Origin of the sequence: uncultured Jannaschia sp. (genome assembly GCF_947494025.1) — a bacterium.
Lineage (GTDB): Bacteria > Pseudomonadota > Alphaproteobacteria > Rhodobacterales > Rhodobacteraceae > Jannaschia.
In genome coordinates, this window is the sequence record NZ_CANLTQ010000011.1 from 45,304 (window position 1) to 59,312 (window position 14,009).

The following is a 14,009-nucleotide window of genomic DNA, read 5'->3' on the forward strand; positions in this document are numbered from 1 at the left end:
GAATGGCATTGTCAACGGGACTGTTGCGTTGGCGTCGCCAAGTTGTCTGGGGCTGATGCGCGAACTGCGGTCGTGTCTTGCATGGAAGCTCGCCCCCGCCTCCGCCTCGGCCGGCGGCGGTCTGCCCCCTCGAGAGTGGTCCTCCCTGTAGTAGGCTTTTGGGCGGGAGGGAGGACGATGGAACGGGACAGAAGAGGCGCAAGCCGGAGGAGATCGTCGTGAAGCCACGGCAGGTGGACGTGCTGGTAACGCAGGGCCGATCGGTGGCCGAAGCGGTGCGGTCGGTCGGGGGTTCGGCATGAGCCGCCACCGGTTCGAGGCCATGCCGAACCGGTTGGCGCTGTCCGATCCCGCCCTGGAATTCGCAGCGTGAAAGTAATGCCCTCCATATGAATGTATTACCTCTCGGAGCCGATTTGCCGACGACCGTGACATCCAAGGGACAGGTGACCATCCCCGAAGCCGGTGCGCGACTTTCTCGGAATCGAGCCCGGCAGCCGCGTGGGCTTCGGACGGACGGAGGACGGTCGCGTCGAGCTACGGCCCGAAGGCGCCGCGCCGGACGCTGGCCGATCTGCGCGGCCAGGCCGGGCCTGGACCCTCCACCGGGGAAATCATCGCGCTGACGCGAGGGGAGGTCTCGGACGGGGCGTGACCTTTATCAACACGAACGTCCTGCTCGATCTGGTGACGGACGACCCGATCCACGCCGACGGGTCGCTGGCGCGGCTCGAAGAGGCGGCGCTTCGCGGACTGCTCGTGATCGGCGACGTCGTCTGTGGCGAGCTGTCCGTGCGTTACGAGCGGATCGAGGATCTCGACGCCTTCGTGGCGCAGGCGGGGCTCCGGCGGACGGCGATGCCGGACGCGGCGCTGGTTCTGGCCGGCAAGGCGTTCCGGTCCTATCGGCGCTCGGGCGGCACGCGGGTGGGGGTGTTGCCGGACTTCTTCGTCGGCGCGCAGGCGGCGCTGGCCGCCCGCCCGCTGCTCACCCGGGACGTGACGCGGTATCGCACCTACTTCCCGTCGGTGGAGCTGATCGCGCCGTGACGGGCCGGGCGGCGCGATCGCTGGCCTAGGCACCGCTTCCCCGGGATCACAGCGTGGCCGCCGGTGCAGGTTCAGCGCCCCGGGTATCCCCGTCCGACCGCCGTGCCGGGAAGCGCGACAAAGGGCGCGGGCCGTTGGCCGGATCGGGCGCCGGATGCCGTGACCCCGGCCCGCGATCCGGCCACCGCCGGACGGGGCGTGCTCACACCCCTTCGAGCAGGCGGATCTTGAGGTCGCGGAAGGCGCTGCGGGCGCGGGACTCGCGCTCGTGGTCGAGCATCGCCTCGATCTCGGCCCCCATCTGGCGCAGCCGCGCGTCGCCGAGACGCTGCGCCTCCTTGAACATCGAGCGCTCCTCGGAGCTGGCATGGTGGTCGACCGCTTCGTGCAGGGCGCGAAGCTGCGCCTCGAATTCCGGGCTCGACGGCCCGAGCCGCAGCGTCACCGCGAGCATGTCGGCGAGCTGCTGGTGCTCCGCATGGGCGACGGGCACGTCCTCGCTGACGGGTCGGACGGCCGGGTAGAAGATCTCGTCCTCGACATGCTCGTGGATCTCGAGCTCACCCGCCAGCAGACGCATCACGTCGCGCCGCTCCGGGTCGTCGGGCGCCATCGCCTCGATCCGCTCGAAGAGCCGGCGCATGAGCTCGTGATGCTCGAAGAGCACTTCGTCGGCCTTGCGCGCCCCGGGCGGCGGGGACGGCTCCGGCCCTTGCGTGGCGGCGTCGATCTCCTGCGGGGTGAGCGCCTCGTCCCCCGGCTCCGGCACACGGCGGATCTCGACTTGGCCCCCTCGCACACGCGCGTCGTAGCGCGGCTGCGGCGCGGTGGAGGGGCCGTCGAGCACGCGCCCGTCGCGGAGGCAGAAGCGCGAACCGTGCCAGGGGCAGACGAGGCCGCCATCCTGCACCCAGCCCTCGTCGAGCGGGCCGCCCATATGGGAGCAGCGCGACCCCATCGCGTGGACGCGCCCGCGATGGCGCACCAGAGCGACACCGATCCCGGCGCGCGCGGCCTCGTCCCAGACCTCCACGCGGCGCGGCCGGTCCTCCTCCAGCGCGTCGAGGGGAAGGACCGGCATGAAGGCGCGCGGCTCGGGCGAGCGGTCGGCCTGATCGACGCCCACGCCGCGGCGATAGACGAGGTGGCCGCCGAGCCAGGCGCCCGCCGCCATCGCGGCCCATCCCGCGCCGCTCAGCGCCCGGCCCGCGGAGCGGCGGCCGCGCCGGCGCAGCGCGAGCGAGCCGAGGGCAAGCGCGAGCGCGGTCGAGTTCGCGGCGGCGTGGACGAGCCCGGTGCGGCGGTCGCGGCCGTGGATCTGCCGCCAGTCGGCGATCCCGGCCGCCGCGGCGGCGACGGCCCCGCCCGCGCCGGCCGCCAGCGCGATATCGGCCGCCCGCGCCGTCCGCGGATCGTCGGAGAGGCCCAGCGTTTCCGCCGTATCGAGGGCGAAGGCCAGCGTCCAGCCGCCGACGGGCAGCGTCGCGAGCAGCGGGTGCAGCGGGTGGCCGAGCCACGTCCCGTGCAGCGCGTTCTCGATCGGCTGCGCCGCGCGTCCCATCGGCTGGAGCGCGAGCGAGGCCGCGTTGGCGACGTCGTAGGAGGGACGGTCGAGCCGCTCCTCGCCCTCGATGGCGGCAACGATGCGCTCGGTTCGCTGGCTCATGACTCGTTCCCTTTCTCGATCCGCACGGCAGGCGGGCAAGTGCCGCGCCGGGGGCAACCGCGGCCCTCCGCGCGCGCCGCTCGGGGGGCCAACGAGGGCCCGGATGATTTGGTTTCCCGCCATTCCGTCGGTTGACGCGACCGTTGCGGTTTTTGCGACGCGCTCGGAAGAGCGTTCGCATGGGGCGTCAGACCGGCGGTCAGGCCTCGGAGCGCGTCGGCGGGCTTGCGTAGCGGCTGCCGCGAGGTCTGGCCACATTATCGAAATCGCGGGCCAACCGGTGCAGGGCGTCGCACACCCGCGGCCCGGCCAGCGGGGCCCCGTGGCCCGACAGGATCAGGTCGGGCGCGAGCTCGGCCAGCCGCCGCGCGGAGTCGCGCGCCTGGTCCCATTCCGTCGTGAAATAGGCGGGCGGGCCGTGGATCTCGGGGGCCTGCGTCGCCACGGCATAGGCGGATTCCTGGCGCGTGGTGACGACGGCGTCGCCGGCAAGCAGCGTCCGGTCGCGCGCGCGCCACAAGGAGATGTGGCCTAGCGCGTGGCCGGGCGTATGGAGCCAGCGCCAGTCCGGCGCCCCCGGGACCGTACCGTCGTCGGGCAGGGAACGGAGGCGCGGCCGCACGTCCACGGGCGCGGTCGGATACAGGCCAGCGAGCGCCGCCATCGCCCCGCCGCCGACGCTCGGATCGCCCGGGGGGTAAGCCCGCGAGCCGTCGAGATAGGGATGTTCCAGCGGGTGCGCGAAAACGGGGGCGTCCCAGCGTTCGGCCAGTTCCTCGAGCGCGCCGACATGGTCGAAATGCCCGTGGGTCATCACGATGGCCGCGGGGCGGGCGCCGGATCCGAACCGTTCCGTCGCCGCCGCCGCGATCGGGCGCGCCGTGCCGGTCAGGCCGGCATCGACGAGGATCCAGTTCCGGTCGCCGGCGCCGCGTGGCCCGAGAAAGGCGACGTTGACGATGCCGAGCCGGCGATAGGCGAGTTCCGGCGCCACCTCGCGGATGCGCGACCCGCGCTCGATCCGCGCGATCGCGTCCGCGCCGACCGGAACCTGGCGACCCACGCGGCGCTGTGACCGTTCCGGCCGGTCCGTCAGAAGCGCCACCGCGATCGAGAACAGGCCGTAGCCTGCCAGCAATCCCCGCACCTCCGGCGGCTCGTGCTTGAGCATCGCGGCGGCGGCGCAGAAGCCCGCGCCCTGAAGCGCGTCGAGCGCCAGATGCTCGGACATCGACAGCGGCGCCGTCGAGGGCCGGTCGTAGCGGGTCAGCAGGCTATAGGCCGCGACACCGGCGCCGGCCGCCGCAAGCGGCGCGTGGAGCCGTCTGTTCCAGCGCAGGATCCGGGGCGCCGCGACAAGCGCGGCCGCGGACAGCGCGTCGAGCGCGGCATGAAGGCGGGGCGGGATCATGATCGGCCACCCCGGTTCGCCCGGGCGATCGCCTCGATAGGTCCGGCCGGGCCGGGCGGGCGCTTGTCCGACGGGTCATGCGGGGTTGATGCGTCGATCATGATGGCCTCCCGAGATCACAAAGGCGCAACGCGGGGTACGACGCGGCGTTCCGATGTCACGGCCCGCCCGTCGCCGCCGCGTTCGCCTCGGCCTGTGCTTTGCGCGACGCGCGCCACAACGCCCAGCCGCCCGCGATCATCGCCGCCCCCCAGACGAGGAAGCCCACATCCCACCAGATCCATTGCGCTCGGGGAACGGTCTCGTTGACATGGTGCAATCCGAGGATCTGATGGCTGAGGAGCCCTTCGGCGACGTTGAAGAGCCCGAAACCCATCAGGAGCGTGCCTGCCAGCAGGCGGTTGGACCAGCGCAGGTGCGTGCCCCGCGCCGCGCGCCAAAGCAGGACGAGGCCGACAAGGACGAAGACGTAGGCCGTGGCATGGAAAAGCCCGTCGAAGAGCGTGTTCCCGCGCAGGCCCTCGACCGTGTCCACCGGAAAGCCCGCGCTGCTGGCCATGTGGTGCCATTGAAGGATCTGGTGGAGGACGATCCCGTCGAAGAACCCGCCGATGCCGAGGCCGAAAAAGATGCCGGCGGCGGTCGGAAAGGTCGTGGCGGCGCGTTCGGTCTCGGGCAGGGGCGTCGTGCGGGGCATTCGGCAAGAACCGTGTTGGGACTGCGTCACAACGGGCCGGCAAGGCGAAGCGTTCCCGTGCCCACGCTCCCCGGTTCCCGTGGCAGGACATGGGAGCGATCCCTGCCGGCACATCTCCGTGGCCGGAAACAGGCCACGGAGATGCGGGCGCCCGCGATCCGGCCGGACCGACGGGGCCAGCGGGCCGGGCTAGAGGGGCCGGTCCGCGATCGCCATCATGGCCGACAATCCTTCGCGCAAGTGACGCGGCATGGACTCCTCCTCGGTAAGGACGAAGAGCAGCAGGGATCGGCCCGTCACGGCATAGGCATGGCCGAACGGGAACGCCGGGGGTTCGAGGCGCTCCGGATCGTTGGTATCGATCAGGCCCATCCATCGCGAACCGCCCGGCGCTTCGGGCAGGGTGAACTCCACCACGTCGTGATGGGCGTTGAACACCACCAGAAGCGTCGCGTCGTCGCCGCGGCGCCGGATGCCCGTGGGCTGCGCCCGGCCGTCGAGCAGCATGCCGAAGCAATGGGCATTCGGATCCGTCCATTGTTCGTCGGTCATCTCGTTGCTGAGCGGGTCGAGCCAGGTCACGTCCTTGACGTCGAGCTCCGCGTTGTAGGCGCCCGACAGGAACCGGCTCCGGTGGAGCAGGGGATAGGCCTGCCGCAGCGCGACCAGCCGGCGGACGAATTCGCGGAGGCTCGACCCCTCGGGGCCGGCGCCGTCGCGGTCCAGCCACGTGATCTCGTTGTCCTGCGCGTAGGCGTTGTTCATGCCGTTCTGCGTATGGCCGAACTCGTCGCCGGCGAGGATCATCGGCGTGCCGTGGGACAGCAGGAGCGTGGCGAGCATGTTGCGCTTCTGGCGCTCGCGCAGCGCGATGATCTCGGGATCGTCGGTCGGCCCCTCCACCCCGTGGTTCCAGGAATGGTTGTTCGAGTGCCCGTCGCGGTTCTCCTCGCCGTTGGCCTCGTTGTGCTTCTCGTCGTAGCTGACGAGGTCGTTGAGGTTGAAGCCGTCATGCGCGGTGATGAAGTTGACGCTGGCCCAGGGCTTGCGGCCGCGCTTGTCGAACAGGTCGGCCGATCCCGCGACGCGGGCCGCGAACTCGCCCATCGTCCCTTCCTCGCCCTTCCAGAAGGCGCGCACGGTGTCGCGGTACTTGTCGTTCCATTCCGCCCAGCCCGGCGGAAAGTGCCCGACCTGGTAGCCGCCCGGCCCGATGTCCCAGGGCTCCGCGATCAACTTGACCCGCGACAGGATGGGGTCCTGCCGGCAGGCATGCAGGAAGCCGCCGTTCTCGTCGAAGCCGTGCGGCTCCCGGCCGAGGATGGTCGCCAGGTCGAAGCGGAACCCGTCCACCCGCATCTCGGTCGCCCAGTAGCGCAGGGAGTCGCCCACCATCTGCAGCACGCGGCTGTTCGACAGATTCACCGTGTTCCCGGTGCCGGTGTCGTTGATGTAGTAGCGCGGCTCCTCGGGCATGAGGCGGTAGTAGGAGGCGTTGTCGATCCCCTTGAAGCTGAGCGTCGGGCCCAGCTCGTTGCCCTCGGCGGTGTGGTTGTAGACCACGTCGAGGATCACCTCGATGTCCGCATGGTGAAACTGGTTCACCATCTCCTTGAACTCGTTGACCGTGTTCCCGTGCAGGTAGCGCGCCTCGGGGGCGAAGAAGGCGATGGAGTTGTAACCCCAGTAATTCCGCAGCCCCTTTTCCTCAAGATAGCTGTCGTCGACGAAGGCGTGGATCGGTAGGAGTTCGGCCGAGGTCACGCCGAGGTCGCGAAGGTAGCCGGCGACATGGGCATGGTTGAGGCCGGCGAAGGTGCCGCGCTGCGCTTCGGGCACACGATGGTCTAGGGCGGTGAAGCCCTTCACGTGCATCTCGTAGGTGATGGTCCGGTCCCAGGGCACCATGGGCCGGCGCTCCGTTCCCCAGGTGAAGGCCGGGTCGATCACGCGGCATTTCGGCACCATGTGGGCGCTGTCGCGCTCGTCGAAGGACAGATCCTTGTCGGGATGGTCCAGCGTGTAGCCGAACAGTTCCGGCCCCCAGACGAGCTTGCCGACGAGCTGCTTGGCGTAGGGATCGATCAGGAGCTTGTTGGGATTGAACCGGTGCCCCGCCTCCGGCTCGTAGGGGCCGTGGACGCGGTAGCCGTAGACCGTTCCGGGGCGGGCCTCGGGCAGGTAGCCGTGCCAGACCTCGTCGGTGTATTCCGGCAGCTCGACGCGCGAGATCTCCTTCTGGCCGGTCTCGTCGAACAGGCACAGCTCGACCTTGGTGGCATGGGCGGAGAACAGCGCGAAGTTGACGCCCAGCCCGTCCCAGGTCGCCCCGAGCGGGAAGGGGCGTCCTTCGCGGATCGGGACGGTCATCTGCGACGCGACCGATTTTGCCGATTGAAGGGAATCGTGTTTCATATGCGGAGTGCCTGACAAGTAGGGAGCGTCGGGTAACGCGATCGCATCGACCCGGTTCCGTCGCCTGCCGCGGCGGGACACGTCGCCGTGATGCTCCGCGCGGGGTCGGGACCGACCGACGGGCGTGTGGATCACGAGCGTCCGGGCACGCTCGATCCGCATGGCGGGGCGCCGTCAGGACGCGTACGGACGCACGGCAGGCGGGTCCGCCGCCCGCGCCGTGTCTCCCTTCCAGGACCGCGAGGGGTCCGCGCGGGAACGGCTCCCCCGCGAAGAGTCGGGCGGTGCTGCGACGGGGCAGGCGGGATTGGCGGGACGGCTTGCGGAGCCTGCCGCGCGGGTTCGTCGGCGCGATCCCGTCCTTCGCGGCGGTGCCGATGTCGATCATCCCGCCCGGCGTCGGAATGATCCGCCAAAGGCCCCATCGGACAGGTCTCGATCGGCCACCTCGTCGTCGCGGGGATCGTGTTCGCGGCCTTGCTCGGCTTGCCCGACATCTTCGCCAATGGCCGAAACACGACCGGGAGCCGTTCGGCCGGCAAGATCGGCTCGGCGGATGACCCCATCGTGTTGATGGCCGACCTGCGGAGTGCCTTCCGCCGCACGGACTGCGGGCGGTGCGTGCACGCGGAAGCGGCGCCATCGTCAACATCGCCTCGCGCGCCGCGCATTGCGGCTGACCCGACGCATCCGTCTGCGTCATCGGCAGGCACGGCGTCCTCGGTCTTACCCGCACACCGGGTGCCGAATGGGCGGGGCTGGCGTGCAGGGTGAACTCGACCTTGCCCCGTTTCTTTCTGACCGAGCTGAGATGCGAACGCATGCCGGCCGCGCACAAGGAGGCCGCGCATTCCCGCGGATCGCTTCGGCACGGCGTGTGAACCTGTCCGCGCGGCGGACTTCGTGACCGGCACGGACATCGCCGCCGTCGACGGCGGCTCTCTCGCGGACGGGATCTCGCCGGCGACGGGCCCGGCGCGGCGACAAACCGACGGCGGCGCCCTCGGGCATCTTGCGTAATACGCCGATGATCCCGAGGATCGGGCGCGAAGGCGGCGACGGATCCCGAGCGCCGCCATGATTGGGGAGTTTGCGATGTCCGACCGAACCTACGCCTTCGACACGCTGGCCGTCCATGCCGGGGCCGAGCCGGACCCCGCCACCGGCGCGCGTCAGGTGCCGATCTACCAGACCACGGCCTACGTGTTCCGGGACGCCGACCACGCCGCCAAGCTCTTCAACCTCGAGGAGGTCGGCTTCATCTATTCGCGGCTGACCAACCCGACGGTGCAGGCGCTGGCCACGCGGATCGCGGCGCTCGAGGGCGCGGCCGGCGGCATCGCCTGCTCGTCGGGACACGCGGCGCAGATCATGGCGCTGTTCCCGCTGATGCAGCCGGGGCGCAACATCGTCGCCTCTTCCCGGCTTTATGGCGGCACCGTCACGCAGTTCACCCATACGATCCGGCGCTTCGGCTGGCGGGCGAGCTTCGTGGACACCGACGACCTCGACGCGGTGGAGGCGGCGATCGACGACGACACCCGCGCGATCTTCTGCGAAACGATCGCCAATCCCGGCGGCTACGTCACCGATCTGGACGCCATGGCGCGGATCGCCGACCGCCACGGCATTCCGCTGATCGTCGACAACACCACCGCGACGCCCTGGCTCTGCCGCCCGATGGAGCATGGCGCCACGCTCGTGGTCCATTCGACCACCAAGTACCTCACGGGCAACGGCACGGTCACCGGCGGCGCGGTGATGGATTCGGGCCGGTTCGACTGGAGCGCCTCGGACAAGTTCCCGGCCCTGTCGAAGCCGGAGCCGGCCTATCACGGCCTGACCTTCGCGTCGCTTGGCGCGATGGCCTTCACGTTCCATTCGATCGCCATCGGCCTGCGCGACCTCGGCATGACCATGAATCCGCAGGGCGCGCATTACACGTTGATGGGGATCGAGACGCTGGGCCTCCGGATGGAGCGCCACGTCGCGAACGCCCGCAAGGTTGCCGAATGGCTGGAGAACGACTCCCGGATCGAGGCGGTGACCTATGCCGGCCTTCCCTCCTCGCCCTATCACGAGCGGGCGAAGCGGATCGTGCCGAAGGGGGCGGGGGCGCTCTTCACCGTGAGGGTCCGGGGCGGCTACGACGCCTGCGTGAAACTGGTCGATGCGCTGCGGCTTTTCAGCCACGTCGCCAATCTCGGCGACACGCGGTCGCTGGTGATTCACCCCGCCTCCACCACCCACCGGCAACTCGAGGCCGAGCAGCAGATGGCCGCCGGCGCCGCGCCGAACGTGGTTCGCCTGTCCATCGGGATCGAGGATCCGGACGACATCATCGCCGACCTGGATCAGGCTCTGTCTGCGGCCACGTCCTGATGGCGCGGCGTCCCGACGGCCCCTGACGGGGTCGACGGGATCTTTTGCGCGCGTCCGGCGCGTTCCGCGTCGCGCACACCAGAAGGGCCATCTGCGTCCGGTTGGTCGCGCCCAGCTTGCGCATCGGATGCCGCACATGGACCTTGACCGTCGCCTCCGACAGGAGGTCGAGCTCACGGCCGATCGCCTTGTTGGTGAGCCCCTTCTCCAGCTCCATGAGGACGTCGCGCTGCCGCCGGGTGAGACGGTCATCGTTGGCGCTGATGCGGAACCGGAAACCCTTGCCCGGCGGGCCCCGCCCGTTCGGTGGGGACGTCTCGGGCGGTGTCTGCATCATCAAGGGCGACATCCGGGCGCCCATCGACGTCGCATGCGGGTAGTAGGACCTGCCCGCGAGGATGGACCGGATCGCGGCGGCCGCGACCTCCGGCGTCATCTCCGTCGGCACGATGCCCCGCACGCCGAGCGTGATGGCGGTCTGGATGCGTCGTTCGTCCACGTGATCGGCGGGCAGGACGAGCGGCCAATCCTCGGCGCGTCCTTCGATGTGGTGCCCGGCGACCCGATCGCCATCCGCGCAACGCGTGGTTCATGGCCTTTGGCGGGACGCCGATGGGGGGCCGTGCTACATCCAACGGGCCTTCGTCTTCTCCCGGCGAGAGCTGATCGAAGGGGGCGAAGATGGAATGGACCCGCGGCCGCTCCGACACGGTTCTGGACGACGAAGCCAAGTTCATCCCGCCGCCCCGGGTATCCGCAATCCGCGGGCGGCGTGATGTATCCTTGTCGGGTCCGTCCGGCCCCGCGACGTCCGACCGAGACAAACCCGAACCCGGAGATCGACCATGCCCCTCGGCGCCATACCCGGCCTGCACCACGTGACCGCGATCTGCGGCGCACCGCAGGCCAACCTCGACTTCTACGCAGGCCGCCTCGGCCAGCGGCTCGTCAAGAAGACCGTCAACTTCGACGCGCCGGACACCTACCACCTCTATTACGGCGACGCGGCCGGCACGCCCGGCACGATCATGACCTTCTTCCCCTTTGCCGATGCCGGACCGGGCCGTGTCGGGTCCGGCATGGCCAGCGCGGTGGCCTATGCCGTGTCGAAACGGGCGTTCGACCTCTGGATGGATCGGCTCGCGCGCGATACGGCGGACTTCGATGGCCCCGCGGAACGGTTCGGCCAGCGTCTGCTCGTCCTGCGCGATCCCGACGGCGCGCCGGTGGAACTCGTCGAGAGCGGGGCCGCATCGGGCGAGGCGCTTGACGGTTTCCATTCCGTCACCCTGTGGGAGCGCGATCCCGAGCCGACGGCCCGCCTGCTTGTCGACCTGTTCGGCTATGCGGAGGCGGGCCGCGAAAGCTGCGAGGGCGTGGAGCGCCTGCGCTTCGAGGCACCAGGGGGCGGCCGGGCCGCGACGATCGACATCATGCGATCCGACGCGCCGGCAATCCGGCGCAGCGGGGCCGGCACGATCCACCACGTCGCCTTCCGCGCCGAGAACGACGCGGTGCAACGCGGCTGGCACGACCGGCTTGCGACGGCGGGGTTCGACGTGACCCCGGTGATCGACCGGCAATACTTCAATGCGATCTACTTCCGCGAGCCGGGCGGCGTGCTCTTCGAGATCGCGACCGACCCGCCGGGCTTCGCCACCGACGAGCCGGCGGAGACGATGGGGCAGGCACTGATGCTGCCGCCGAAATACGAGGGGATGCGGGACCGCATCGAGCGCGTCCTGCCCCCGCTACGGCCGGCCAAGGACCCGTGATCCGGAGCGGCGGCCGGCCGGGCGGCGAAGAGTCACCTCGTCCTGCGGCTTTGTCAGGACACGCCGACGTCTTCGGCTTTTCCGGCGCGACCCTCGGGCCGGGGCGATGCACCCGGCCGGAAGCAGGATGACCTTCAGGGCCATGCGCCCAAACGCTTCGGCTACGCAGCCCGGCTCGGGCGCGTTGCCGTCGACATGCGCCGCTAAGTGCGCGATCATATCCCGTACCGGGGAAAGCGCGACGCCGCTGCGCGACGGGACGTCTGCGATCCGCCGCGTCAGTCGGGCGGGCCGGAACGGGTTTCCCCTATCGCGGGCCGTCGAAGGCCCTGATGTCGGACACCTCGCCTTGCCACTTTTCGACCTGCACGCAGCAGAGCTGGCCCGTGGACCCCTGCGCGAGGCGCGAAGTCCCGGCGTCACGCGTCACGGCGTTGGGGTTGCCGTGCTGGCATATCCGCTGTCCATCGAGGTCGACCGGGTCGTACCAAGCGCCCGTGGGAAGGTTGACGACCCCCTTCGTGACCGAGTCGGTGATCGCGACGGCCGCCAGGCACGCGCCCCGGTCGCTCGAGATCCGGATGAGGTCTCCGTCCGCGACGCCGCGATCCCGCGCGTCGTCGGGATTGAGATACGCGACCTCACGGCCCTTGCGCTTGGAGGCCTGCGAGGCCGCGCCGAAATCGAGCTGGCTGTGCAGGCGCGTCGCGGGCTGGTTCGAGACCAGCCACAGCGGACAGGACGACGTGGGCACCTCGACCCGGTCGAGCCACGCCGGATGCCCCGGGCAATCGGGGTAGCGGAACTCGGCGATCGTCTCGGAATAAAGCTCGATCCGGCCGCTCGGTGTTGGCAGGGGATGCGCGACCGGGTCCGTTCGGAACCGACGCAGCATGCCGCCGTCGTCGACGGGCGCCGGCAGGTCGACCTCGCCCGCCGCGCGGAACGCCTCGAAGTCCGGCGCCGGAAGGCCGCGGGCCTCGAGCGTCGCGCGGGTCGGCTCGTAGAGGTGGCGCAGCCAGCCTTCGGCGTCGCGCCCTTCCGTGAAGGCATCCTCGCAATCCATGCGGGCCGCGAGATCCCGGAAGATCGCGAAGTCGTCCCGCGCTTCGGCGAACGGCTCCGCGAGCGCGCGCATCGCCACCATCTGCAGGTCGGTCTTCGCGGCGCCGATATCCTCCCGTTCGAGGCTCATGGTGGCCGGCAAGACGATATCCGCATGCCGTGCGCTGGCCGTCCAGGCGAAGTCCTGCACGACGAGCGTGTCGATCCCGGCGAAGGCTCGGGTCAGTCGCGTCAGATCCTGGTGATGGTGGAACGGATTGCCCCCGGCCCAGTAGACCAGCTTGATCTCCGGGTAGGTGAGGCGCTGGCCGTTGAAGTCGAACGCGGTGTTCGGGTTCAGCAGCATGTCGGAGATGCGCGCGCAGGGAATGAACGCCTCCACCCCGTTCCGGCCCTGGGGAAGCGTCGGCAGGGGCAGGTCGATCGGGACGCGGCCGGTATGCCCGAGCGAGCCGAGCGCGTAGTTGTATCCCGCTCCCGGCAATCCGATCTGGCCCAGCATCGCGGCGAGCGCGATCCCGGCCCAGACCGGCTGCTCGCCATGCTCGGCTCGTTGCAGGGAATGCGACACCGTGATCAGCGTCCGGCCCTTCGCGGCATCGAGGGACAGGGCGGCGATGACCTCCGCGTCGAGGCCGGTGATGGCGGCGGCCCAGTCGGGCGTCTTCGCCACGCCGTCCGCATCGCCGCGAACATAGGCAAGCAGCCTGTCCGCGCCGACGCAGTGCGTCTCTAGGTAGCCTCGATCGGCCAGGCCGCGCGCGTCGAGGACATGCATCATGGCCAGCATCATCGCGGTGTCGGTGCCGGGATCGGGCGCGATCCACTCGGCCCGCGCCTCCGGCGGAAAGTCCCCCCGAAGGGGGCTCACGTTGACGAAGCGCGTACCGCGCGCGGCGGCCTCGGCCATCGATCCCCGTTCGATATGCCGAGAAATGCCGCCTGCCGCGACGTTCGTGTTCTTCACGGCCATTCCGCCGAACGCGATGACCAGATCGGTATGCTCGACAATCTGCGCCCAGGTGACGTTATGGCGCGAGATCGCCTCGAACGATCCGACGACATGGGGCAGCAGAAACGTCGAGGCCCCGGCGCTGTAGCTGCCGACCGACCCGACATAGCCGCCGAGGGCGACATTCAGGAAGCGGTGCAGCTGGCCCTGGACGTGATGGAACCGGCCCGCGCTGGCCCAGCCGTAGGAGCCGCCGAACACCGCCTCGGCCCCGTGGGCGTCGCGCACGCGCAGCAGCTCGGCGGCGAGCCGGTCGAGCGCTTCGTCCCAGGGGACCTCCACATACTCGTCCGTTCCCCGGCGATCGTCGGGCCCGGGACCGCGCTCCAGCCAGCCGCGCCGGATCGCGGGTCGCGCGACCCGCGCACGGTGACGAAGCGCATCCGTGAAGTTCTCGAGCAGCGGGGAGGGATCGGGATCGTCTGGATGGGGCCGGATCTCGAGACGATCCCCCTGCAGGCGGCCGCGGAAGCGGCCCCAATGGGAGCTGTGGGGCAATCCCCAGTTCGGTCCGTCCTCTGCCATGTCCGTCTATC

The 14,009-nt window shown here is 70.3% G+C and carries 9 protein-coding genes and 1 pseudogene; 4 read left to right on the top strand and 6 right to left on the bottom strand.

Annotated features, from left to right (window positions below):
- Positions 1-465 precede the first annotated feature (465 nt).
- Positions 466-537: pseudogene (locus Q1B08_RS22050) on the top strand (hypothetical protein); the annotation flags it as partial.
- A 114-nt stretch (positions 538-651) separates the two neighbouring features.
- On the top strand, positions 652-1,050 hold the full coding sequence (locus Q1B08_RS13405) for a PIN domain-containing protein (RefSeq protein WP_299819685.1): 399 nt from the start codon (positions 652-654) through the stop codon (positions 1,048-1,050).
- Positions 1,051-1,252: 202 nt separating this feature from the next.
- On the opposite strand, the gene Q1B08_RS13410 is transcribed toward Q1B08_RS13405, so the two are convergent.
- The 4 genes from Q1B08_RS13410 to glgX form a co-directional block, all read right to left on the bottom strand.
- Complete coding sequence (locus Q1B08_RS13410; RefSeq protein WP_299819686.1) at positions 1,253-2,716, bottom strand: DUF2231 domain-containing protein; 1,464 nt, start codon at positions 2,714-2,716, stop codon at positions 1,253-1,255.
- A gap of 199 nt (positions 2,717-2,915) precedes the next feature.
- Positions 2,916-4,127 (bottom strand): MBL fold metallo-hydrolase, encoded by a 1,212-nt coding sequence (locus Q1B08_RS13415; protein WP_299819687.1) that lies wholly within the window; start codon positions 4,125-4,127, stop codon positions 2,916-2,918.
- Between the two features lie 157 nt (positions 4,128-4,284).
- On the bottom strand, positions 4,285-4,824 hold the full coding sequence (locus tag Q1B08_RS13420; protein ID WP_299819688.1) for a DUF2243 domain-containing protein: 540 nt from the start codon (positions 4,822-4,824) through the stop codon (positions 4,285-4,287).
- A 189-nt stretch (positions 4,825-5,013) separates the two neighbouring features.
- Positions 5,014-7,194 (bottom strand): glycogen debranching protein GlgX, encoded by a 2,181-nt coding sequence (glgX, locus tag Q1B08_RS13425; RefSeq protein ID WP_299819778.1) that lies wholly within the window; start codon positions 7,192-7,194, stop codon positions 5,014-5,016.
- A 1,140-nt stretch (positions 7,195-8,334) separates the two neighbouring features.
- Here glgX and Q1B08_RS13430 point away from each other — a divergent pair.
- On the top strand, positions 8,335-9,621 hold the full coding sequence (locus Q1B08_RS13430; protein WP_299819701.1) for an O-acetylhomoserine aminocarboxypropyltransferase/cysteine synthase family protein: 1,287 nt from the start codon (positions 8,335-8,337) through the stop codon (positions 9,619-9,621).
- Here Q1B08_RS13430 and Q1B08_RS13435 read toward each other — a convergent pair.
- A complete protein-coding gene (locus Q1B08_RS13435; RefSeq protein ID WP_299819703.1) occupies positions 9,578-10,120 on the bottom strand; it encodes a response regulator transcription factor in 543 nt (180 codons plus the stop codon). The two genes, Q1B08_RS13430 and Q1B08_RS13435, sit on opposite strands and share 44 nt — an antisense overlap.
- Positions 10,121-10,466: 346 nt before the next feature.
- On the opposite strand from Q1B08_RS13435, the gene Q1B08_RS13440 reads away from it, so the two are divergent.
- Positions 10,467-11,396 carry a ring-cleaving dioxygenase gene (locus Q1B08_RS13440; protein ID WP_299819705.1) on the top strand — a complete coding sequence of 310 codons (930 nt, stop codon included), beginning with the start codon at positions 10,467-10,469 and terminating at the stop codon, positions 11,394-11,396.
- A gap of 307 nt (positions 11,397-11,703) precedes the next feature.
- On the opposite strand, the gene Q1B08_RS13445 is transcribed toward Q1B08_RS13440, so the two are convergent.
- Positions 11,704-13,998, bottom strand: a complete 2,295-nt coding sequence (locus Q1B08_RS13445) for a molybdopterin-dependent oxidoreductase (protein WP_299819707.1) — start codon at positions 13,996-13,998, stop codon at positions 11,704-11,706.
- Between the last annotated feature and the right edge of the window lie 11 nt (positions 13,999-14,009).